This window comes from Leifsonia sp. Root112D2, assembly GCF_001424905.1.
Lineage (GTDB): Bacteria > Actinomycetota > Actinomycetes > Actinomycetales > Microbacteriaceae > Root112D2.
The window spans coordinates 652,585-675,149 of sequence record NZ_LMCU01000001.1; the positions used below are offsets into that span (position 1 = coordinate 652,585).

Here is a 22,565-nt window from a genome sequence, read left to right on the forward strand (position 1 = left end):
CGGCCCTGCCGGACGGTGTTCGGATGACCCGTATTCGTGACAACGGAACCGTCTTCGTCCGCGGGATCCGCTTCCAGGTCAGCCGCACCCTCTTCGGAACCCTCGCCTACCTCGTCGAAGCAGACGACTCCCTGTTGGTCTTCGACGACCAGGGCACCCTTCTCATCGAGCACCAATGGCCGAAACCCGGAACCAAATACGTCGGCAGCGGCCGACCGAAAGGACCCCGCGGACCACGCAAAACCTTCTGAGCGTCACCGATGTCCTGAGACATGAAGTGTTACCTATGTCCTGAGGCAGAACTGTTACCGATGTCTTGAGACATCACAATTTGCATGTGATGTTGTGATGTATCAGGACATGCCTGACAGTTCTGCATCAGGACATGCCTGACAGTTCTGCATCAGGACATGCCTGACAGTTCTGCATCAGGACATGCCTGACACTCAGAGAGTCCGAGGTTGTCGTCCCCGAGGCCGTCCCGAGCCGAGTTGTTTGATTCCGGGTCTGGGCCACCGGTATTTCATAAGCTCGGTGCCCTGGTCGTCGAAGACGAGCAGGTGTTGGTCGGTTTCGACGAGATAGACGCTTCGGCCGGCGAGAAGCCGGGTGACGTGGAACCGGGTTTGCCGCACCTGGACGATTCCGTTCCTGGCGACCGTGGTGCGGCGGATGCCGTCCCAGCCGACGGGCCGCAGCTGGTTCTTGGCCCGGGGTGGGTCGGCTTTCGGTGTCGCATCCCATGCCTGCTGCGGGGTGACTCTGCCGGGCAGTCCCCTTAACTGAACGGTATTGAGGCTAAGGGAAGTTCGAAGTCTAAGAACTGCATGAGCCGTGCGATTACGACTGCCCGAGCTGGTCGTCGAGGTTGAATACTTCGTCGAGATACTGGAAGGCCTGGTCGACGGGAACGTCGAGGTCGACGAAATGGTCGGCCATCGATGCCTGCCAGCGAGCGTTAACCTCGGTCGCTGCCATGCCGTCGAGGTTCGCTTGCAGGTCTTCGGCCTCGAAGTAGCCGATGAGCAGGCCGTCCTCGCGCATGAAGATCGAGTAGTTGTGCCAGCCGGTCTCTTGAAGTGCCTTGAGCATGTCTGGCCAGACCGCAGCGTGCGCGGCCCGGTAGGCAGCGAAATGCCCGGGCTTCACCTGAAGCTGGAAGCAGAAGTGTCTCATCGCCATTGGTCCAGCCGATTCATGTCGACGTGGCGGTGTTCGATTCCGAGCAGGGACGCAGCTGCGCGGATGTCGGCGGCCCGATGCCCGACGCAGAGGGCCCAGTGATGGCCGATTCCGGTCTGGGACCATTCGTCGACCCACTCGCCGGGATCGCCCCCGAAGCCAACGCGGGATGTCGTGTTGCCGATCGCCAGCAGTGGGCCGGGGGTCACGACACCCTCACTCGTGATGAACACGAAGCTGCCATCGCGGTCCTGTCCGATGCCGAAGGTGGTGACCGGGCCCCGTTTCACGTCGAACTCGACCGAGACGCCGTAACCGCGCTTGCCGTGATAAACGCCGAGGCCGCGCAGCAGCGGGTCGCGTTCGGAAACGGCGAGGTGAGCTGGTCCGTCGTGGCCCATCTCTACGACGTTGTCGTTGAAGTTGAGGGCCTGGATCTCGGTAAATGATCCACCGGCGCCGATGGTGTGCGCGGCGAGCAGGGCAAGGCTGGTGCGGAGCTCGTATTCACCGACGAACGGGATTCCCTGGGCGGTGAGGAGTGAAGCTCCGAGGATCATGCCGGCGCCGAGGCGTTCGTGCAGTTCCCCGCCGAGTCCGCGGTGGTAGTACGCGGCAGAGTCGAGGTCGAAGTCATCCACCATCCGGTCAAGGCCAACCGAAACGCGGGCGCCCCAGGTGAAGTCTTCCTCCTTGACGGACGGGTCGATGGTGAATACTGACCGGGCCAGGGCGACGCGCTCGGCAACCTGGGCATCGGTGACTTTGTCCACCCGAACGCGGAGGTCATCGAACTCGAGAACTTCGACGTGGGAACCGAACTGGGTCGAGACGAGAGTCAGGTCGGTGGAGACATCCAGCATCCCCGGATACACGTGACCCATCAGGCCGTGGCGGGCGTTTCGCAGAGTCGCGCGGACTCCGGCTGCGTGCACCCACTGGGTGATCCGGGTCCACGCTGATTCCTGTTTCAGGTGGCCCGAGACGGAACGGAACGGGATCCCGGCTCGCTTGAACACGTTCGCAACCTCCGGCACCGGGCACTGCCCGCAGTATGCGAGCCATTTGCCGGTATCGAAGTTGGCGTGATCCATCGCCTCGGTCGGCTGCAGGTCGATGACCAGCACCGGGGTTTTGGTGCGCTGCGCGATGGGCAACACCATCGAGGATGTCAGGTAGGTGGTGAGAAAGATGACGATGAGATCGCAATCTGCGACCCGCAGCTTCTCTGCTGCGATGTTGGCCTCCTGCGCATCGGAGACGAAGCCGGCGTCGATTACCTCGGCGTCGAGGGCATTGAACCGGGAGGTGACATAACGGCTCGACTCCTGCAACTGCGGGAGGAGCTCAGGAAACTGAGGCCAGTAGGCAGCTAGCCCTCCGGCAACAAGGCCGATCCGGGTCTGGCGGCGCCGCTTCTGCGGAAGCAACTGGTCGACTGAATCGGCCTGGGTTTCGTTCCGTTCTTCAAGTAAGGATGGAACACGATGAACAGAAGATATTCGCCGGAGATGCGTGAGCGTGCGCTGCGGATGCTCGCGGAGTCTCGGGGCGATCACCCGAATCTGATGAGCGCGATTCGCCACGTGGCTGGCCTGCTGGGGATGAGTCCGGAGACGTTGCGGCTGTGGCAGCGGCGCTACGAGGTTGATGCCGGTGTGAAGCCCGGGGTCACGACCGAAGCCGTTGCGGAGATCAAGCGTCTCCAGCGAGAAAACGCTGAGCTGCGGAAGGCCAACGAGATTTTGAAGGCCGCGAGCATATTTTTCGCGAAGGAGCTCGACCGCCCCTCGACGAGATGATCCGGTTCATCACTGAGCACCGGGATCGTTTCGGGGTCGAGCTCATCTGCCAGGTCCTTCGCCCGGCAGTGAGAGGATTCCTGACCTCACGCGGCTATCGTGCTGCTGCGGGCAGGACGCCGTCCGCGCGGCAGCTGCGTGACGATCTCCTGGTGCCAGAGATCGCTCGCCTTCATGCGGAGAACTACGGCGTCTATGGGCGCCGGAAGATGCATGCCTTGATGCGCAGGCAAGGATGGGTGATCGGCCGAGACCAGGTCGAGCGACTCATGCGAGAAGCCGGTGTTCGCGGGGTGCGCAAGTCGAAGAAGGTGTTCACGACGAAGTCCGACCCAGCGCTGCAGCGGCCGCAGGACCTCGTCAACCGCCGCTTCACCGCCGAGGGTCCGCGGCGGCTCTGGGTCTGCGACGTGACCTATGTCGCGACGTGGTCAGGGGTTGCGTATGTCGCGTTCGTCACTGATGTCTACTCGCGCCGCATCGTGGGTTGGAACGTCGCAGCGACCCTGCGGGCAGAGATCCTGCCGCTGCAAGCGCTCGATATGGCCGCCTGGGACGCCGGCGGCGACCTGACCGGCCTCACCCATCACTCGGACCACGGATCGAACTACATGGCGATGGTCTACACCGACCGGATCGTCGAACTCGGAGCGGTGCCCTCCACGGGAACCGTCGGCGACTCATACGATAACGCCCTCGCTGAGGCGATCAACAACCTTTACAAGACGGAGTTGATCCGCCAGCAGGGTCCGTGGCGCACAGTCGAACAGGTCGAGCTCGCCACCCTCGAATACGTGTGGTGGTGGAACAATCAGCGCCTTCACGGCGAACTCGACATGCGCACCCCGCTCGAAGTCGAGCAGGCGTACTACGCTGACCTCGAACCAGCCCAACCGGATCTTGCCGGACCAGGCTCCCAATAGGAACGAAACCCAGGCCGATTCAGCCGTGTGGCAGATCGGTGGTTGTACCGGCCCCACCTCGGGATCCGACCAGCGCGACGTCACCGGCCAGAAGGTCGTTACCGCGTGCGCGGGGGCTTTGGATCCACCACAGGCACGTTGCCCGACAGTTGATCGTCAGCCTAAAACTCAAGACATAACCTCCAAGTCCTGGCCACCACGAAAATTCGCGCGAAGTAGTCCGACGAAAGCGGCGGTGATGTACGGATCGCGCAGGGCCACTTCGGCTGTGAGTCGATCACCGCCTTCGCGATCGCCACCGGCCGTTTCGCCCAAGCCAGCCCAGCAAGTTTCTCGCGGGAAACAACAGCCTCCTTGGTCGCCACCGTGGGCTGGCGGCTCACCGGCGGTACATCGGTTCCGTGTCGTGGTAGACCGAGTCCTGTTGGTGGTTTGGCAGAATGACGATCCGAGCCTTGGACGTGATGTGTGCCGAGGTGAAGTCCGGGTTGCATGTGGGCCAGCCCTTCTGCTTCACCTCCACTGCGACACAGTTCCAGGCAACTCCGGCCGGGAAGTATTCGATAAGCATGGTGCCCGCCATATCGCATGTCTTGTTGGAGTCTGGTTCCACGCAAATGTCATAGCCGGTCGTACCCAGTGCATCTGGCTTAAACGTGTCAGCAACGAACGCCCCTTGATGCTGCGCTACAAGTTCCGCCGCGCTAAAGCAGTTGTTAGGGTCGGACTTCGTGCACCAAGTGCCGGAGAGAGCCGCGGGGAAGCCGGCTGGAGCCGTGACGACTGGTGGAGCGGTCGCCGGTGACGCAATGGTGGTGGGCGCTGTTACGTAGATCGTGTAGCCGCTGGGATTGAGCGCAGTGTCTGCCGCAGCACCGAAGCCGTTCATGGCCGTGCGGACGCCGCTGACGAGCCAGCTGATGCCGCTGGCAATCGTGGTCCCGATGAAACCTAGTCCGGCCTTGCCGATCGCCTTTTCCATGCATCCGAGCGTTGTGCCCACGGCGTCATCGAAGTAGGTGGTCGCCTGGCGTGCGGTCTCGACCTTCGCGGTCATCATGCTGCTGTAGCCGGAGAGACACGACTCCCAGTCGAACAGAGACTCGAGCGCCCCCTTCTTCATCCCGCCCTTGCCCATGCGGCCGAGTACCTCCCCGAGGGTGTCGACCGCGTACTGCGCCGCTGTGACGAGGTACCCGGGAACCGATGGTTGAACCCGCACTCCCGACTGACCCGATCCGGTGATCTTGTACTGCACGGTCTCACCGGGTCCGACCAGCGTGACCGTGTTCCCTGCAAGGGATGGGCGTTCCTTGATGATGTTCGAGACGATCGCGATGAGATCGTTCGCTCCCGACTCCTGCGGAGTGATGCCGGGCGAGCTCTCTGCGCCAACGAAGTAGCCGCGCGCGTTCGTCACCTTCAATTGCGGCGCCCCGGAGCCGTCGAGACCGAGGCACCAGTAGACACGACTGCCGCTATCCGAGGTGACCTTATATCCCTTCTGTTTCGCCTTCGCCTCGTCGGTGCAGCTTGGCGCCTTCCCCGTGCCTGCGTAAAACTTGTCCATCCGGGCACGTGCCTTGTCGAGCACGTCGTTCCACCACATCGTGAACCAGGTCGAGAAGTGGGTTGTCGTCACGACAGCGATGTTTCCTTCAACGATTACACCGTCTGCTGCCGTTAACGTTGTGCCGTCCTCGGTGGAGGTCACCAGCGGGGCGGGCTCTCCCTTTGCGAAGTCGTGCTTGAACCCCAGGGTCGCAGGGCCAACCAGTTTTGCTTCGCCAGAGAGCGCGATCTTCCAGCCCTCGACGCCCGCACTGTCGGTGACGGATAACGCGGTCAAGGTTCCGCTCCCGGCGATGGACGCCGCCGGTATGTCGACAGTCAGCCGGTTGCCTTCAGTCGCGAGCTTCACCTCTTGACCGGAGTGCACGGCCACGCTCGCGGTGCCTGTGTCGGCGTGCTCTTGGGCGCACCCGCTCACCAGCGCGCACAACAGCACAATGACGGTTGCGGCCGCCGCAATTCGAGAGCCATTCGGGTTGACCATTGCACAATTGTGGCGCACTGCGCCGAGATCGACGGTACGACCCGATGGACCTGCCCCTCAAATTGGCCGTCCTGCCGATCAATGGGTCTGTTCTGTTAACGGTCGTTCCGGCTGTATTCATCTATTGGGTTGCACGGCCGGCTGGCGGTCTTGGAAGTTCATGGGGACCGCGTTCAACGCGGGTCGCGTAGCGCTGTTGCCAGACGATGACCCCATTTTGGGGGCGCTCACAATGGTTCCCCAGAAAGCGCCGCAATCGCTAAGCTAAACCATCCTGCTCGCCAGGCCCATCCCGTCTCAGAGGACCATTCAGTGACCGCACCCGAGAAAACCGTCGCTGTGGAGCCTGCAACGGCTCCACGATCCGCATCTCGCCTCCTGGCGACTCAAATCAGTACCGGAATCGCAGTGGTACTCGCACCGGCAGGCTATTTCGCCATCTTCAGGTCTCAGGAACTGTTTCACCTCGGCGGCAGCGGGTTGATGCTGGCTGCGTTTTGGATTGCCGCGCTCTTGCTGATCGCAGGCTGGGTAATCGCGGCAGTCGCCCGGCCCGTGAAAATTCGCGCTCTTGCTTTCCTTGTTGGCGCGATAGTCGTCGCGCTGCCCCTGTACACATTCGTCGCTGACATGATCGACTTTCGGCCAGCGCTGTTCTTCGTCAGCGTGATTGCACAAGCATTGGCACTGTCTGGATGGCTCATCGTCCGACAGCGCCCGGGGCGCGCCTTCGCTGCCCTCCCGATCCTCATCCTTTCGGCCGGAGCCGCGCTCAGCCCACGGGTTGACGTTGGATGGGCCATCCTTGTCCTTGTTCCGTCCGTGGCTGCTTGGGTCGCGTTTCTTATCGGCCGAGGTGATGGCGCTGCCGAGAGGCGCGCGGCGGCGATGACGGCCGCGCAAGCCTCGCGAGTCGAAGTCAACGCACAGGCGATCCGAGACTGGCAGGCCGCCTACGAGCTGGCTAATCCCGGACAGCCAATCCCCGTCATACAGCCCAACTTCCTGCCGAGCGCCACTGCGCCGCTGCAGACTGACCGCACGAACACGCTCGCCGTGCTCGCGTTCATTTTTGGCATCTTCGGTGGCTACCTCGCGATCGTCTTCGGTCACATCGCCAAATCTCAAATCAAGCGCACAGGTGAGCGAGGATCCGGCCTTTCCACCGCCGGTCTCGTTCTCGGGTATGCGTGGGTGGTTGGGACTGTCGTGTTCTGGGCCGTGTTTGCGATTCTTGTGTCGACGCACTGACCCGTGCGCCTCGACGCTGTCTGCGACGATACTGACCGGGCCGTCGACTGTTCACTTTTCATGGCTCGCAACGGTCCAGTTTTCAAGCGTTAGCGACACCTGTGGGCCTCGAACTGGGGTGAAGTTGGGCGGCTAGGCATCCCATAGGCTTCGGTTGGCGCGTTTCTCGCTGCTTCCAACATCCCGACGAGGAGTCCCTGTGATCTCGGTCTACCAGTTAGCGATTTTGCTGTTTATCGTCCTAGCTGTCGCCCTACCGATAGTTTTCGTCGTTCGAGCTTCGCGCCGACGAGGTCGGGCGATCGAGAGTGGTGAGCTTGTGCTGCAGGACAAGACCAGCGTGCTGTCAATCGTGGCGTTCGTTATCGTCTTCTTCGGAGCGATCCCCGGGATCATTCTTGGGCATGTGGCACTCTCTCAGCTAAAAAAGACAAACGAGAAGGGCTGGGGTCTTGCGGTAGCGGCACTATGGATCGGATACGCCGCACTTGGATTGACCGTCGCGCTCGTCACCGCAGGATTCATAGCGGCACTGAGCCAGCACTCTTAGAGGATTCCCGCGGCACCCGCGCCCATTCACGGGAGAACAATTCGCGACCTGCTCGGAGCGACAAGTTATTTGGCAATCCGCTGAATCAAGGATTCAAGGCGACAACTTAGGTGGTCGTTCCAAGCGCGCCAATGCTCGGATCGACGGGCCTGCAGGACGATGCTTCGCGCCGTTCAGGCTTCGCGAAGCGTTTCGAGACCAGCAGCGAACGAGTCTTCGAACCGAGCGAGTCGTGACGGGGGCACCTCGTTGCTGACGGCGACCTCTCGCCACCGACTGATCGCGTCGGCGACGTGCTCGAGTGCTGCCCGGGCCTCGGCTGCGGAGAGCCGGCAGGACCGGGCGAGCTACATGAGGCCCTCTGTTTCGTCGGCGTGGGTATCGGCGCCGGCGATCGTGGTCTGGCGCATGTCGGCGTCCGGGTTTGGGTTCACGTCGAACGCGGGACTGAACTTCCATCCTCCGCGGCCGCGGAGGAACCCGTGGTTGCGGAGGTGGTCGTCGGTGTTGTTCAGCCCGACGCTGACGGCGACGCGGCGAAACAGCTGGTGTGCGTCCTCGCGCGGCTGCGCACTCACCTCGGCGAGACGATCGGCGATGTCGGCATAGTCGGCTGTGTCTCCATCGCGATGCCCGAGCAGGGTCATCGCGCTCATGTAGCCGATGCGGTTTGCTGTGCCAGCTGCCGCACCAGGAGAAGTCACAGCGCGATCGAATCGGTGGAGGAGAAGCAGGTGCCGGTCATCGATGGGTGTCAGGCGGTGCGTCGGCACAAGCACCCCAGCTGAAGCTGCGAGGTCCAGTGCGGTCGCCTCCCAAGCCATGACATCCCATTCGTCCTCGTGGTGCGGGAACTTCGCGATGAGCTGGCTGGCGTCCGTCGTCGTCGAGCACGACCGCTTTCGGTCGGGCCCCGCCGAGTGAGCCGGTTCCTGCGGCCAGGAGGGCCTTCACTGCTTCGTAGCTGCCATCGCTGGTATCTCTGGCTGTGCAGTGTCGGCGGCATGGAGGAGTTCGGGAAGATGGATCAGTCGAGGCACGGCGTGGTCTGGATCCAGGAACACAGCAGCTGGATCAGCGTCAGCGCGGAACCGGAGCGCGCCCTGGCGGGTGATGTCCCCGACGCCAGTCAGGAAGTCCACATCATCGAGCTCGCGGGCCCGACGCGACTCCTGGCGTGCAAGGCCTCGTTCCCGCTTCTTGATAAGGTTGCGCCCCCAGCGGTCCGGCGCGGAATCCGCGAACCCCCCGGGTAGCCCCGGCGTGTGCTGGGTGCCGGAGACCAGACGCAGAGCCGGGTCGATCTCGTACGCGGCCGGGTGAGCGAGGTAGGACCGGTCGTACTGGAAGGTCGTGGCAGTGAGCCGGCCGCGGGTGCGATGGAACTGCGCGCGACCAGCAAGCACGGTCGCTTCCTCGAGGTCGACGTGGACCTCGAGAGCGTCATACCGAACCTCGTGCTGTGTCATCGGACACGCTGCCGGTTGAGCAGGTCCGCGCGGGCGCGGCCGAGATCGGTGTCCAGCGGGTCCAACGCTTTAGTGACCGTCTCGAGGAGCCCAAGCGCGCGGGCCACACGCAGGACCACATGGAAGCTCACGGTCGGATCACCGTGCTCGAGCTTGCGAAGAGTGTCTCTTGTAATGTCGGCACGCTCTGCGACCTGGGCGGCGGTGAGCCCGAGGATTTTCCGCCAACCGGCGAAGTCCTTCCCGATCTCGCGGGCGGATCGGAGGATCGCCGCAGGCAGTTCTGCCACCATGGGGCACCTCCGAGGGTAAATTAGTGAAGATCCTGTCCGCCAGTATGGCATATAACGGATGATATGGCCGTCATTACGCGGATGGCTTGCCACGGAGTTCCGCCCGAGCTCGACGAGCAGTGTCGCCGGGGATGTTCCTGAGCACGGTGGCGCCGGGGTAGACGTATGGGTCGACGAACGGCTCGCCGCTCTCGAGCGTCACGCCCCCTTCGCCTTGGCGCAGGCCAGACGGACCGGCGCGGCACAGCGCTTACGTCGCGATGTATTCCTGGCGAACGGCGCCATGCGTGGCGTTCTCGACGTACCCGAAGTCCTGATCGGAGTTCAGACTACGGCATCGTTGGAGCGTCAATCTGGCCGGGCTCGAAGCGGCGAGAGATGATCCGCTCAATGGTGGAGGGTTGACGGCGAACGGCGATCAGGGTGCGGAGCGCAAGATCAACAGTCTCGCGATTCGAGGAGGTCCCGGTCAGCTGTTTGGCTTGCTTGGGTTGGTCTTGGTCGACGTCGATTGATTTGATAGCCATGGCGCCTCCGTCGATCTATATAAGTGATTACATAAGACCGACGCGGAGCTGTCCAGCTATTGAGGCATGCACCAATGCAGAATGACGACCGGAATGACGGGCTGTTCAGTCTCGCTCGTATCCCGGGATCGAGGCTAGGCCGCTGCTCAGACCTCGTGGCTGAGCGTATCGGACGGCTCCACCGCCATCGGAGTGAATTCTCCAGCATCCGATCGCACCCGCATCTCGGCCTCGATCAGGGCACGGGTACGGCCCAGCCGTGCGAGCATGGCTGGATCACTGAGCTTGCGCAGGCGGGAGACAGGGCCGGCGATCGAGACAGCCGCGGCCGGCTGCAGGTTCTCGATACGGATCGGCACGGCGATACTGGCGATTCCGAGCTCCGCCTCCTCGACGCTTAACGCATAGCCGCGGGTCCGGACGCCGCGCAGCTCTGCCTGCAGCCGTTCCAGCTCCGGCAGGCTCAGTTGCGGGCCGCCACCGCTGAGGAACACGTCGACCACATCGTTGGGCGACTTGTTGGCCAGGATTGCGCGACCGCCCGCCGAGCTGTGCGCCGGCAGCACGAAACCGTCGCGATCGCCGGCGTGCGTCGGGTAGTCCGCCTCGGCACTCATCAAGAACCGGATCGAGGTGCCGAAGAGGGCAATCAGATAGCTGCTCTCCTCGATCTCGTCGCGGAGCCGCTCAAGGTGAGGGCGCGCGCAATGGATGAGGTGCTTAGTGTAGCGGGCCGACACGGCGCCGACGCCGATCGAAGGTCCGGGCCGGTAGCTGCGCGATTCGTCCTGTGCTGCGAAACCCCGGAACACCAGCATCGACATCAACCGGTGCACGGTCGACGGCGACAACCCCAACTCGGCGGCCGCCTCTTTGCCGCGCAACTCCCCGCGATCGCGGAGCATCTGGAGCAGCCGAAGAGCGTTGTCGACGGAGTTGAGGGCGTATGCCGGCTTGCGCCGTTGCGCGGGGATGGCCATGAGCTAGAACCTAGCGATGCCGGCCGGGAGACGCCTTCATGGCTCAGACCAGGAAGCTTTCATCCGCTCCGAAGGCGAACATGTCCTCCGGGGAATGCAGGGTCTTCGAGAGCCCCTGCATGTGGGAGTAATGGGCGAAGGTCTCGAGCACGTGGCGGTTGCGCTCAATGCCGTAGTCCCAGTAGCCGCTGCCGAGAGCATCTATGGTCTCACTCAGGTGCTCCTGGAGCCACGGCAGCATGACCTTGAGGGCCGAACGCTGAGCCAGATCGGAGTAGGCCAGTTGCAGCGACTCGTCGAACGCCTTCATGAGCGATCGCGCGATCCACGGATTGGCCTCGTAGAGGCTCCGCTTGAGCGCGACCACATGCATGATCGGAAAGATCTTGGTGCGCTGGTAGTACTCCTTCTCGACCGACACGAAGTCGGGGAAGAGATGCTGAACCTTCGGCGAGGTGCCGTAGGAGTCCGGAGCCGGTGCGGTGTAGATCGCGTCGATCTCACCCGAAGCGAGCATCTCCGACAGGTTCGCCCCCTCGGGGACGGTGCTCACGCGGATCTCGGGAGGCAGGTCGAGCGGGATTTTCTCCTCGCGCTTGCCGGCCCCGTTGAGCACGCCGGTGACATACTCGACGCTGTCGACCGGCACACCGTACTCGTCGGCGAGGAGCCCCCGCTGCCAGACGCCCGCCGTCATCTGGAACTCCGGCGTCCCGACGCGTTTCCCGACCAACTCGACAGGCGAACCGATCTTGTCGGTGTTGACGTAGATCGACTGGTGCCGGAAGAAACGCGACGGGAACACCGGAATGGCGATGAACGGCGGGTGTTCGGCATTCAGCGTCAACAGGTACGACGACAGGCTGAGCTCACACACATCGAACTCATGTCCGCGCAATGCCCGGAAGAAGGTCTCCTCCACTCGCAAGGGCAGAAAGTTGAGATCGATCCCCTCCGGGCGCACGCGGCCGTCCTGCAGGGCACGAACGCGGTCGTAGTCCCAACAAGCGAAACTGAGCTGGAGACGGGACATGAGGCCTTTCCTGTGTTTCTGTTTTCCGGATGGCGATGTTCGCGAGAAAGGTTACTTCTGGTCGCGGTACTCGCCGCGAGCGTAGCGCTCGAACGGCGCTGGTGCCACGGTGGCACGGATTTCGACCTGCTTGTGCGGCTCGATTCCGCTCTTCTGCGAACGCGGGTTCTCGCCCCACAGAACGGTCACCTCGGTGCCGGGCTCGCTCAGCGACTTGTCGATCGAGGCCAGCGAGATCATCAGCTTCTCGTTCGAGATGTACCCGCAATCGAGTGACTGTCCGACGAGCTTGCCGTCCTTGAGCACCGCGTCCTTCTGATACAGCGCATAGCGCGCCTTGGGGATGTTGATGATCTTGGCGGATTCGCCCAGCTGGTAGAGCGAGCCGAAGACCGCGGTCACGTCGTCCGAGTTCCAGACCAGCGAGACCTTGGCGTTCGGGCCGCCGTCCTGGATCTTCTTGAGCGCCTCACGGCCGACGAAGTCGTGGTCGAAGACCACGTAGTGGCCATACCCGAGATCGTAGGGGGTGAGGTAGTACTCCTCGATCTCGTCGTGGTTCAGGCTGCCGCCGAGCGCACCAAGCGTCGCGGTCGTGACCCACTCGCGGAATCCCTTGTTCTTCTCACCCGAGAAGATGCCGGGGAGCGTCGGGGGGATCCAGCCGGACTCCAGGTTGGCGGTGGAGTACGCCTTGGCGCCGACGTGCTTGAGGCCGAACTCGTCTCCGGCGGCGACGATCGCGTTCCGGACGTCCTCGCCCTCGACCCACGGTCCGAAGAGCTCGTAGCCGGGCTGACCGGCCATGCCGTGCCGCAGCGCATGCACATGGTGTCCGCCGATGGAGAACCCGGCCATGTTGAAGAACTTCACATCCGGCAGTTCGCCGCCGAGGACCTTTCTAATCAGCGGGCCGGCGTTCGGGCCCTGGACCTCGTAGCGGTAGAGCACCGGGGGCTTGCCCGGCTCGCGCACGGCGGTGTTGTCATCGCGGGTGACCGTGACGTCGTAGTTGCCGATCTCCACGTGATACTGCACCCAATCCATGACGATCTCGCGACCGACGAGATCGAAGCCGCCGTCGGGTAGGGCGAACAGGATGACATCGCCGATGTAGCGGCCGTAGTAGTCCGCGACGATGAACTGCTTCGCCTTGCCCGGGCCGAAGTTCTTGAAACTGTTCGTACCCAGGCCGGACAGGAGCTTCAGCGCGTCCGGACCCTCCAGGAAGAGATCGGTCATGTGGTGCGACTGGTCCATCAGGACACAGGCGACCTTCCACGCGTGCTGCTCCTCCTGCCAACTCGTGTGCTCAGCCACGATCGGCAGGGTGTGAGCTCGCGCCGACCAGTTGCGCAGCAACGGGAGCGGACCCCCGGCACGCTGGATGGCGTCCTCGAGCTTTTCGGTCATCGTGTTCACTCCTTCATGCGACATGGGGCGTCGTCCGCGATGGGCCGCAGCACCTGGAGCGGCTTCGTTGTCGGACGGGCGCAATACTGGCGTGCGACCATCAAGGCGGCCCGCCAACGAGTATCGTCGCAGGGTTCAAGAGCGGACCACACATAATTCCTCTGTGCAGAACTTCCGGAGCGGACATCACCAGGCCCGCCCTAAGCGCACGTGAAAGGCATGCAGGCCGCCGAAGGTGCTCATCCGGCCACTCGTCGGCGGGCCTCGGCCTCGATCGCCGCGATCGCTTCGGAGACGACGGCGGAATCCGACTGCCCGGCGAGAAACTCGTCGAGTTCGATCAGCGCCCGAGTTACGCTGGCACGCTGCCAATTGAAATCGGGAATGCGGTGCGAATCGAGTACCGCCACCACATCATCGGTGGTGAGGTCCAGGCTCCTTCCCAACCGACCTTCGAGCGCGGCGACGACGTCCGGGACATCTCCCCCCTCCAGCCGAGCGCGAACCAGGGCGCCGAGCTCGTGGTGCGCCATCCGGAACGGAACATTCTGTTCGAAGACCAACATGTCGCACGCCTCGCTCATCAAGGCTTCGCCCCAATACGCCTTGCGCTCGAGCTCGTCGAGGTTGAATCGCCCCGAGTCGAGGACCTCTTCGATGAAGACGGTGTGGGACACGGCGTCCGTCGCTGCTTCATACAAGCTCGCCGCCTGGAACGCCGACTCCAGGCCTTCGGATGGGGCGATGCTCGTCGTCAGCTGCGCCGCGAGTCGGCCAGCACCTACCGACGCTCCTCCGATGATGGCCTGGAAGCCGAACGGATTCTTCTTCTGGGGCAAGCCCGAGCTTCCTGCTGCATCACTGTCGTCGAGGGCAAAGAGGTCGAACTCGGACGTCATCCACAGCCGCAGGTCTTCCGCCAGTCGTGCGATCGCCACACTCGTTGCCTCGAGCGCGAACATCGGCTCGAAGAACTGATCCTCGGTCGCGTGCTGCTGGTGACGCAGGCGCGCAACGCGCGTGAAGCCGAGTCGCGGCCACACCCCGTCGGCCAAGCGCTTCAGTTCGGGTCTCTCGTTGTTGATCGAGGGAGCGAGGTCGAGACGATGGTCGACCTGGTCGAGCCGCTCGACATGCGGCACCAGATTGGTGGCCCAGGAGAGGAGGTACTCCCCAAGAGTCGACACCATCGCGTGCTGCAGGTGGTGGTACACGGGCATCGGGACGTCTCGGTGCTCCTCTCCGAGCCGGCGCAACGTCGTGATCAGGCGCAGCAGTGCGACGCGCTGCTGCGCGAGGAGTTCGCGGAAGAACAGTCGTGGCAGATATTGCTTGAGGCTCTCGGTGCGGTTGCGGCCCAGGTGCAAATGGCCGGCCACATCCGGACCGACCCGATCGATCAGCCACGCTTCGCGCAAGGTGAGCAAATCGAGGTCGAGGCCGGTGGTTATCAGCTCTCCACCGTCGGGCAGCAGATCCACCAGTACCGCGAGAAGCTCGCGCCTCTGCGGGGTGTCCGGCGAGCCAGCGTCGCTCGCGGCCATGAGGTAGACCAGGTCGGTCGCCACCATATAGCGGGCCAGGTAGGGGACGGCGCGGGCCTCCACCCGCGAGATGACGCCGCGGTAGGCGGCCGACTTGCCGCGGGACAACCGGCCGCCGACGCCCTCCACGATCCGTACGCCTTCGTCAAGGGAACTTTCGGTCATGAAGTCACACTCCCTACCACCTGGTCGCGCACCTCGGCGCGCGCGATCTTGCCCGGACCGCTCATCGGCCAACTCGTCACGAAGCGCACCTCTCGGGGCACCTTGAAGCGGGCGAGGCGCTCGACGCACCAGGCGAAGACATCGTCAGCGGCGAGCGCCGGATCAGTCGCCTGGATGACGGCAACGCAGACCTCGCCTAGTCGTGGATCGGGCCGGCCGACGACCACGGCCTGGGCGATGCCTGGATGCCGCAGCAGCGTGTCCTCGACCTCGGCCGGCGATACGTTCTCGCCTCCGACGCGCACGATCTCCTTGCGCCGGCCGACCAGGCGCAGACAGCCGCGCTCGTCGACGAAACCGAGGTCGCCGGTTCGATAGCGGCCCCGCGGGTCGATCGCGTCGCGCGTGAGCTCCGGCTCGTCGAGGTAGCCGTTCATGATGCAATCACCGCCCAGCAGCACTTCGCCCACGGCGCCTCGCGCGACCGGCTCGCCGGTTTCGACATCAACGACCGTCATCTCGACATTCGGCATGGGCGAACCGACGGTATTCAGGCGGATGTCAGCGTCATCACTCAATCGTGCGACCGTCCCCGAGAGATGCGTTTCGGTCATGCCGTAAGGCGAGATCAATCGCACACCCAGTTGCTTCTCGACCTGCGCGTTCGTCACCGGAGGAGCCAGCGTCAGCGCCTTGACGATGCTCCGGGGGAGACCCGTTTGCATGTACTCGACCCAGTGCGGTTGGTGCGCGATGGTCGCCGTGCAGACATAGTGCTTCATCATCGCGACCGCCGTCTTTGCTTCGAAACGGGACTGCACCACGCTCGACGCCCCTGCAACCAGAGGGACGAGCAGCGCCGTGAACAGACCGCCGGCATGATGGAAAGGCAGCGGACTGAACATCACGTCCTGCGACTCCAACTCCAAGCTGCTGTAAGTCGTTGCGGCGGCGCGCAGCGCCGGGCTTTGACGCAACACCGCGCCTTTCGGCCGCCCCGTGCTGCCGGAGGTGAACAGGACGATGGCAGGCTGCTCGCCTGTCGTCGAAGCCGTCCTCGCCCCCGCGTCGCCGGCGCGTCGATGAATCCGCAGAGATCCCTCGTTGAGGCGGATACCTTGATCGTCCTGAACGCCGGCCAACTCCAGGACCTGCCATCCGACGGCACCGTCGAGCGGGTCCTCGGGATCCACGGTGACGACGAATCCAGGAGCGGACTTCCCGATCACGTGCCGGAGACCGTCGGCGCGCTCGCGGGTGTTGAGCGGCACGATAATCGCGCCGAGTCGCAGCACCGCGAAGAACAGTGCGACCCACTCGGCCCGCGCACCCGCTGCGATCAGTACACGATCTCCCGAGCCGACCCCGACAGTTCGCAGCCGCTCGGCCAACACCTCTGCACGTCGGTGCACGTCGACGAGAGTGAGTGCATGATCGTCGATTGTGTAGGTCGCTCCGACCTGGTTGTCCAGCGCTTCCTCAAGCGCGGACCACATTGTCAGCTGACGGGTTGCGGCGCTCATGTCATGCCCGACCGCGCGTGTTCAACCCCGGCTTGTACTCCCCCTTGAGGAAGTCGCCGATGCCGTCGTCCCGCCAGGAATCGCTGGTGCGGATCGTCACGGTCGCCTCGCGCGCCTCCGAGTAGGCCATCGCCTCCTCCCACGGCATGTTGAGTGAGAACCGGTAGGCCTCCTTCGTCGCGCGCAGCGCCTCCGAGTTCTTCGTTGCCAACTCGGCGGCGAGCTCGAGCACGTTCTGACGCAACTCCTCATCGGGCACCGTATAGGTGACGAGGCCGATCTCCGCGGCGTGGGCGCCATCGAAGGGACGGCCGGTGAGCGCCAGCATCAGGGCGTCGCGCGGTCGCAACAGGTTGGCGAGCGCCTTGCTCACCGCACCACCGGGGAACGTATTGAAGTTGATCTCCGACAGGCCGAAGGTCGCGCTCGACGCCGCCACCGCGATATCGCAGGACTCGACGATGGCGAAGGCGCCGCCGAAGCAATACCCGTTGACCATTGCGATCGTCGGCTTCGGAAAGTAGCGCAGGGTACGACCCCGCCAGTCCACGGCGAGCCGGGTGATCCGCTCGTACTCGTTGGGGTCGTCCCGGAGCTCGAGGAAGAACTCCTTCAGGTCCATCCCGGCGCAGAACGACTCACCCGTCCCGGTGATGACGAGCACACGAGTCGCGTCGTCGTAGCGCAGATACTCGAGCGCCTCGGTCATGTCGATGTGCAGTTGCGGACTCATCGCATTGCGCTTCTCGGGTCGGTTCAAGGTCAGGATGCTGGTCAGTCCCTCACGATCGATGCGGATCGTCTCAAAGATCGGATCAGTCATGAGGAAACTCCCGTTTTGTCGGATCGGAAAACAGGCTGCTGGCGGGCATGGTCGCCGATCACGATCCTGAGGTCAGCCATCGCGGCGGCCAGTCGGAGCGGCGCGCCGAAGCCTTCGACGACTGGCACTCCGAGTTCTCGAGAGACCTCCTCCGGCGAGATGTGCACCGGGCACTGGCTGATCCCCATCGGCAGGATGACGTCGGCTCCGAGCTCGACGAGCTCACGGCCGGCTGTCAAAAATGAATCGATCATCGAGGTCTCATTGGCCGCGATGTCGGGCAGGTCATACCCGCTGGTACGGATGCCGAGCACTTTGTCCGACATGCCATAGCGCGCGAGGAGCGCCCGGACCAGGGACGCCTGGGGACCATAGGTGATCAGACCGAACGCGTCGCCGACCATGGCGGCCATGTGAAGCATGGCTTCGGTCGGACCGACCACGGGGATCCCCACTGCCGACTTGCCGCCCCACACCCCCAGGTCAAGCGTTCCGAGCGGCACAACCGCGTCATATCCCTCGGCCTCCGCCTGACGGAACGCATCGATGAAGACGGCGCCGAGGCTGTCCACCTCTGCCCGAGTCAAGTGGGTGTACGGCGTGACCGGAACCGATGTGATCCCGATCTCCAATCCCGGCCCGGCGTACGACATGATCACGCGCTCGCGTCTCTCCCGCTCCATTCCCGGATACTGCCCAACAACCATGGCGACTCTCGCCATCAGCTGACCTCCTCTTCAATCGGAACGACCCGGATGAGCTCCGGTGGTATCTCCACGTCCAGCTCGTCGCCGGGACGGTGGTCGAACGACGTCGACTGCATGCGCAGCGAGGTGCCGGCCGCATCGAGGTCGTAGAAGGTGATGTTGCCGAGGAATGTCACATCGGCGACGCGCGCCCTGATGCGATTCCTACGATCGGCGTCGCGCGCCGCGCGGATCCACTCCGGACGGATCACCACGGTGCCGGCGCCGGCCGGCGCAGGATCGTCGAGCTCGAGAGTGATCGCATCCAACACTCGGACGCTGCGCCCACCGACCGCCACTTCGCCGCGCAGGAGATTGGCGGAGCCGACGAACGACGCCACGAAGGTGTTCCCCGGGCGGGCGTAGATCTCAGCAGGCATTCCCTCCTGCGCGATCGCCCCGTCACGGAGCACGATCATCCGGTCAGCGATCGCCATCGCCTCTTGCTGATCGTGGGTGACATAGACACAGGTGAGCCCGGTCTGTTTCATCGCCTGCCGAAGCTCCTGTCGCATCGACTCACGCAGCTTCATGTCGAGGTTGCTCAGCGGTTCGTCGAAGAGCAAGAGCTTGGGCCGCATGACAAGACTCCGAGCCAAGGCGACGCGCTGCTGCTGACCACCACTCAGCGTGGAAGGGTAGCGATCTCGGAGAGCCTGCAACTGCACGCTCTCCAGAGCCTCCTGCACGCGGGACCGCAATTCGGCACGGGAGACGCGCGCCACGCGGAGGCCGTAGGCGACGTTCTCGAATACCGTCATGTGCGGCCAGAGCGCATAAGACTGGAAGACCAAGCCGATGCCCCGCCGCTCCGGACTGACGTCGATACCGTCGCCCGAGAAGATGACGTCATCATCGAGGGTGATCGTGCCGCTGGTCGGGGTCTCGAGCCCGGCTATGCTTCGCAGGGTCGTGGTCTTGCCGCACCCGCTCGGCCCGAGGAGAGCGACGATCTGCCCGGTCTCCACCGTTAAGCTGATGCCGCGCACGGCGGGCTCGTCTCCGAAGTTCTTGGTCAGCTGGGTGACCACGAGGCCCGTGTTGCCGGTCATCCGAGCCGTCCCCTCCGTCTGTCCCCTGCACCCAATATGCGGTTGAAGAGCAGCAGCGCGAGCCCCACAATGAGCCCTTGAATGACTGCGTACGCGAATGCCTGGATCGGCCCGCTCATCTGCACGGCGTTGAAGATCTTCACGGCTACCGTTTCGGAGTTCTGGGTGGCCAGGAGCACCGAGGCGGTCACCTCGTTGACGGCGTAGATGAATACCAAGACCCACGCCGAACGCATCCCCGCGCTCATTAGGGGGAACTGAATGGTGCGCATGCGCCTAGCAAGGCCAGCACCCAGAAGGCGAGCTGCCTCGTCGAGTTGCGGTGAAGTCTGCCGGAGGGAGTTGGTTGTCGCCCGTACCCCATGGACGATTGCGCGGGTGACGTAAGCGATCAAGAGCACCCAGATGGAGCCCCATATCCCCGCGGGAAGTCCGACATAAGCCCAGAGGATTCCCACCGCCAGCGCGGCCCCGGGAATGCCGAGGGTGAGGATCGACAGGTAGTCGAGAACCCCGCGTGAACGCGTCCGCCCGTAACGCAGACCGTAGCTGATCAGTGCACCGAGGAAGGCGACGATGGTCGCCGCGAGCAGGGCGAGGATCAACGTGTTGAGGAGTGGCTGGGGACCGGTCCCACTGAAGATCCGCTGGTAGTTGGCCAGCGTGAACGACGATGCGGTGATGTGCGGGGTGACAAACTTCAGGAACGACCCGAAGACCAGTCCCCCGACGGGCAGCAGGATCGCAACGACGAGCCAGAGCGCGATGAGCACCTCGGGCAACCATCGGAACCGACGAGGCTCGAAGGTGCGCGAGGCACGGTACTTACCTGCGATGGTCACGTAACGGAGCGCATTTCTCGAGAGCCTGCGATAGATGGCAATGCCAATGACCGCGATGAGCAAGAGGGTCAGACCGAGCGCCGCCGCGAGGTTCGGGCTGGACGGCTGGTAAGTCACGAGGTAGTAGATCTCGGTCGGCAGCGTATGAAAACCCGCACCCTGTCCTAGCAGCCCGGGCACCGAGAAGTCCTCCGCACCCAGGAGGAAGACCACGATGAACGTCGACAGGATCGAGGGCGCCAGCAGAGGGATCGACACGCGTCGCAGTATGTTCCAGCGACTGCCTCCCAGGACGGCGCCGGCTTCTTCGAGTTCCGCGTTGAGATTGCGCACCGGCCCGATCATGTAAAGGAAGACGATGCCCGAAAAGGTGACCGTGAGAACCCACACGATTCCGGGAAGACCGAAGATGTCGAAGAAGGAGGTGTTCGGCAGGAGAACGTTGATAAAGCCGACTCGGGGCGCGAATAGCGCTTCCGCGCTCAGCGCCATCGTGAGCGGCGCCACGTAAACCGGAAGGATGACGATGTTCTCCCAGAATCGCGAGAAGCGCAATCGCATGCGGCCGACGGCGAATGCGATGGCGGTGCCGATGACCACGCTGAAGACGCCGGTCAGCGCTCCGATCAGGACGCTGTTGCCCAGGGCCGCCAGATATTCGGGCGTCGTGAACGCGCGCCCGACGTTCATCAACGTGAACGACTGGCCCGGTGCCCGCGGCGGTTGGCTGGAAAAGGCGCCGACCACGAGGGTCCCGGTGGGGATCAGAACGATTGCGCCGACGATCACCACCAGTACGCGGTTCAACCAGTCGGCATCGGTCGCACGCGACCGACCCCGCGACGAGCGAGCACCGGGGATCACACCGGCCATGGGTCCCAGGGGGGAAATGGGGGCAGACATCGTCTCTCCTGGCTCGCTCGCCGCGTCCGACTATCCGAAGATGCTGTCGAAGTCGCTCGTCAGCTGAGGTAGGTCGTCGTTGATCTTGGTCCAGTCGGGGACGAAGTATGACTTCAACGACGGCTCCTTGAACCAAGACTCTTTTGCGTAGGTCCGCAAGTCCTTGATCGCGGGGTTCACCGGGGTGAGTCCGACATCAGAGTTCCAACTCTGCTGACCCTGCTGGGACAACGACCACGCGACGAACAGCTTGGCGGCGTTCAGATGCGGAGCCGTCTTGGCGATCGTCTCGAAGAACGGCACTGCGAGCCCGGGCTCAAGAGAGCGCCAACGCACGGGCGCTCCCGCGGTCCAGGTGTCGGCGATCAACGTGCCTCCTCCGGTCAACGGTGCGTAAGCGATGGCGCCTGATGCCAACTGGGCTGACAGGGCGGCAACGCCGGAGAAGATCGTCGGCTGCAAAGTGGAGTCCAGCTTCTCGAGACTCGACTTTCCATACCTCTGTTCCATATAGAAGTAGGGCAGCTGTGTGGTACCTCCTGCCCGGACATTGGCCATGCCGGACTTTCCCTTGAGACCAGCGACCGCCAGCTGGTCCCATGTGGTGATCGAGGACAGCTTCTTGTCCATCGCCGGACCCACCGCGTCCTTATTCCAGGCAATGCCTATGGTGACGGTACCCACTGACCACCAGTACTTGGAATCCTTGAACTGCGCGGGAATGATGCGCTTCACGTTCGGCGGCGTCCAGCTCGTCAGAAGACCTTCCTTGGCATAGCTGTCCGCGGCGGCCGGACTGCTGTTCATCCAGATGTCGGCTCCGACCGTGCCAGCACGAGCCTCGGTGGCGAAGCGCTCGGCTGACGCGCCGCCGCTTAGGGCGGTCTTCTGAATCGTGATGCAGGGGAAGGCATCCTGGAATTTCTGGACCAAGGGGTTGAGATCGTTGCGGAAGATGAGCGTGTACAGAGTCAGCTGCTTCTCATCGCACGCCTTCTTCACGATGTCGGCGTCGAGTTCTGGAATGAGCTTCTTCGCCGTGGCGACTTCTGAGGCGTAGGGCCCCGAAGCGGCCCCGCTGCCAGTATCGGTGGGAGCGGGAGCGGGTTGCGATGAGCAACCCGCCAGGACAGTGGCGACAGCGACGGCCATGATTGCGCCGGTCACCTTCATGCTGCGAAAACGAGACATCTCTTGCATTTGACCTTTCTTCATTGAAAAACCAATCGTGAGATCTGAGGCGGATGAGGCCTCGACAGATCGTCCGTACACTGATGATATCCTATCCCCGATAGGATGTCAACGATCAGCTGTGGGAGATAGAGTGAGTGGGATCGTCGCGAACCCGGCGCCAGAGGCGTTCCAAGTTCGTGATCTGGTCGGGCATCTGCTCCGAGTGAGCCAGGCGCGGGCCACCGCCCTCTGGAGCCGCGAACTGCAGAACGGCCTAACCTCCACTCAATTCGCCGTCTTGCACGTCCTCGCCAT

At 63.5% G+C, this 22,565-nt stretch carries 21 protein-coding genes and 1 pseudogene; 4 read left to right on the top strand and 18 right to left on the bottom strand.

Annotated features, from left to right (window positions below):
* Positions 1–840: 840 nt before the first annotated feature.
* Both ASC63_RS03015 and ASC63_RS03020 read right to left on the bottom strand, forming a co-directional pair.
* Entirely contained in the window at positions 841–1,182 is a 342-nt protein-coding gene (locus tag ASC63_RS03015) for an L-rhamnose mutarotase (RefSeq protein WP_235491751.1), read from the bottom strand.
* Positions 1,173–2,612 carry an L-fucose/L-arabinose isomerase family protein gene (locus ASC63_RS03020; protein WP_200936749.1) on the bottom strand — a complete coding sequence of 480 codons (1,440 nt, stop codon included), beginning with the start codon at positions 2,610–2,612 and terminating at the stop codon, positions 1,173–1,175. The genes ASC63_RS03015 and ASC63_RS03020 overlap by 10 nt, the downstream gene beginning before the upstream one ends.
* 57 nt (positions 2,613–2,669) lie before the next feature.
* Between ASC63_RS03020 and ASC63_RS03030 the strand changes: the two genes are divergently transcribed.
* Positions 2,670–3,907, top strand: a protein-coding gene (locus tag ASC63_RS03030; protein ID WP_157487554.1) for an IS3 family transposase whose coding sequence is annotated in 2 segments (ribosomal slippage) — positions 2,670–2,955 and positions 2,955–3,907 — 1,239 coding nt in all. Because the reading frame shifts where the segments join, the coding sequence is not laid out codon by codon here.
* Between the two features lie 379 nt (positions 3,908–4,286).
* Here the strand turns inward: ASC63_RS03030 and ASC63_RS03035 are convergent.
* Positions 4,287–5,852: a hypothetical protein gene (locus ASC63_RS03035; RefSeq protein WP_157487555.1), complete on the bottom strand. Its 1,566-nt coding sequence runs from the start codon at positions 5,850–5,852 to the stop codon at positions 4,287–4,289.
* 423 nt (positions 5,853–6,275) lie between these two features.
* Here ASC63_RS03035 and ASC63_RS16605 point away from each other — a divergent pair, with 423 nt between their 5' ends.
* Positions 6,276–7,214 carry a DUF4190 domain-containing protein gene (locus ASC63_RS16605; RefSeq protein WP_235491754.1) on the top strand — a complete coding sequence of 313 codons (939 nt, stop codon included), beginning with the start codon at positions 6,276–6,278 and terminating at the stop codon, positions 7,212–7,214.
* A 199-nt stretch (positions 7,215–7,413) separates the two neighbouring features.
* Complete coding sequence (locus ASC63_RS03045) at positions 7,414–7,764, top strand: DUF4190 domain-containing protein (RefSeq protein ID WP_055809733.1); 351 nt, start codon at positions 7,414–7,416, stop codon at positions 7,762–7,764.
* Between the two features lie 347 nt (positions 7,765–8,111).
* Here the strand turns inward: ASC63_RS03045 and ASC63_RS03050 are convergent.
* The 12 genes and pseudogenes from ASC63_RS03050 to ASC63_RS03100 all read right to left on the bottom strand — a co-directional run.
* Positions 8,112–8,669 (bottom strand): annotated as a pseudogene (locus ASC63_RS03050) (HipA domain-containing protein); the annotation flags it as partial.
* Between the two features lie 45 nt (positions 8,670–8,714).
* Positions 8,715–9,233, bottom strand: coding sequence for a HipA N-terminal domain-containing protein (locus ASC63_RS03055; RefSeq protein ID WP_055809737.1), 519 nt, complete (start codon positions 9,231–9,233; stop codon positions 8,715–8,717).
* The gene (locus tag ASC63_RS03060; RefSeq protein ID WP_055809740.1) at positions 9,230–9,526 is read right to left on the bottom strand and encodes a helix-turn-helix domain-containing protein; all 297 of its coding nucleotides are present in this window, start codon (positions 9,524–9,526) and stop codon (positions 9,230–9,232) included. Before ASC63_RS03060 ends, ASC63_RS03055 begins: the two co-directional genes overlap by 4 nt.
* Positions 9,527–9,599: 73 nt before the next feature.
* A complete protein-coding gene (locus tag ASC63_RS16725) occupies positions 9,600–9,728 on the bottom strand; it encodes a hypothetical protein (protein ID WP_268765135.1) in 129 nt (42 codons plus the stop codon).
* A 127-nt stretch (positions 9,729–9,855) separates the two neighbouring features.
* Positions 9,856–10,053, bottom strand: coding sequence for a type II toxin-antitoxin system VapB family antitoxin (locus tag ASC63_RS03065; protein ID WP_055809743.1), 198 nt, complete (start codon positions 10,051–10,053; stop codon positions 9,856–9,858).
* 146 nt (positions 10,054–10,199) lie between these two features.
* Complete coding sequence (locus tag ASC63_RS03070; RefSeq protein ID WP_055809745.1) at positions 10,200–11,033, bottom strand: IclR family transcriptional regulator; 834 nt, start codon at positions 11,031–11,033, stop codon at positions 10,200–10,202.
* Between the two features lie 43 nt (positions 11,034–11,076).
* Complete coding sequence (locus tag ASC63_RS03075) at positions 11,077–12,066, bottom strand: hypothetical protein (protein ID WP_055809748.1); 990 nt, start codon at positions 12,064–12,066, stop codon at positions 11,077–11,079.
* Positions 12,067–12,117: 51 nt separating this feature from the next.
* Positions 12,118–13,479, bottom strand: coding sequence for an aminomethyltransferase family protein (locus ASC63_RS03080; RefSeq protein ID WP_055809751.1), 1,362 nt, complete (start codon positions 13,477–13,479; stop codon positions 12,118–12,120).
* 239 nt (positions 13,480–13,718) lie between these two features.
* Positions 13,719–15,152, bottom strand: coding sequence for a lyase family protein (locus tag ASC63_RS03085; protein WP_055809754.1), 1,434 nt, complete (start codon positions 15,150–15,152; stop codon positions 13,719–13,721).
* 32 nt (positions 15,153–15,184) lie between these two features.
* Positions 15,185–16,711: a class I adenylate-forming enzyme family protein gene (locus ASC63_RS03090; protein WP_055809758.1), complete on the bottom strand. Its 1,527-nt coding sequence runs from the start codon at positions 16,709–16,711 to the stop codon at positions 15,185–15,187.
* Position 16,712: 1 nt separating this feature from the next.
* Positions 16,713–17,534 (bottom strand): p-hydroxycinnamoyl CoA hydratase/lyase, encoded by an 822-nt coding sequence (locus ASC63_RS03095; RefSeq protein WP_055809761.1) that lies wholly within the window; start codon positions 17,532–17,534, stop codon positions 16,713–16,715.
* The gene (locus ASC63_RS03100; protein ID WP_442915062.1) at positions 17,531–18,187 is read right to left on the bottom strand and encodes an aspartate/glutamate racemase family protein; all 657 of its coding nucleotides are present in this window, start codon (positions 18,185–18,187) and stop codon (positions 17,531–17,533) included. Before ASC63_RS03100 ends, ASC63_RS03095 begins: the two co-directional genes overlap by 4 nt.
* On the opposite strand from ASC63_RS03100, the gene ASC63_RS16730 reads away from it, so the two are divergent.
* Positions 18,135–18,263, top strand: a complete 129-nt coding sequence (locus tag ASC63_RS16730) for a hypothetical protein (protein WP_268765137.1) — start codon at positions 18,135–18,137, stop codon at positions 18,261–18,263. The two genes, ASC63_RS03100 and ASC63_RS16730, sit on opposite strands and share 53 nt — an antisense overlap.
* Here ASC63_RS16730 and ASC63_RS03105 read toward each other — a convergent pair.
* The 3 genes from ASC63_RS03105 to ASC63_RS03115 are packed head-to-tail and all read right to left on the bottom strand — an operon-like array spanning position 18,256 to position 22,349.
* Positions 18,256–19,269 carry an ABC transporter ATP-binding protein gene (locus ASC63_RS03105; RefSeq protein WP_200936751.1) on the bottom strand — a complete coding sequence of 338 codons (1,014 nt, stop codon included), beginning with the start codon at positions 19,267–19,269 and terminating at the stop codon, positions 18,256–18,258. The two genes, ASC63_RS16730 and ASC63_RS03105, sit on opposite strands and share 8 nt — an antisense overlap.
* Positions 19,270–19,328: 59 nt before the next feature.
* Positions 19,329–21,077: an ABC transporter permease gene (locus ASC63_RS03110; protein ID WP_082487119.1), complete on the bottom strand. Its 1,749-nt coding sequence runs from the start codon at positions 21,075–21,077 to the stop codon at positions 19,329–19,331.
* Positions 21,078–21,107: 30 nt separating this feature from the next.
* Complete coding sequence (locus tag ASC63_RS03115; RefSeq protein ID WP_157487557.1) at positions 21,108–22,349, bottom strand: ABC transporter substrate-binding protein; 1,242 nt, start codon at positions 22,347–22,349, stop codon at positions 21,108–21,110.
* Between the last annotated feature and the right edge of the window lie 216 nt (positions 22,350–22,565).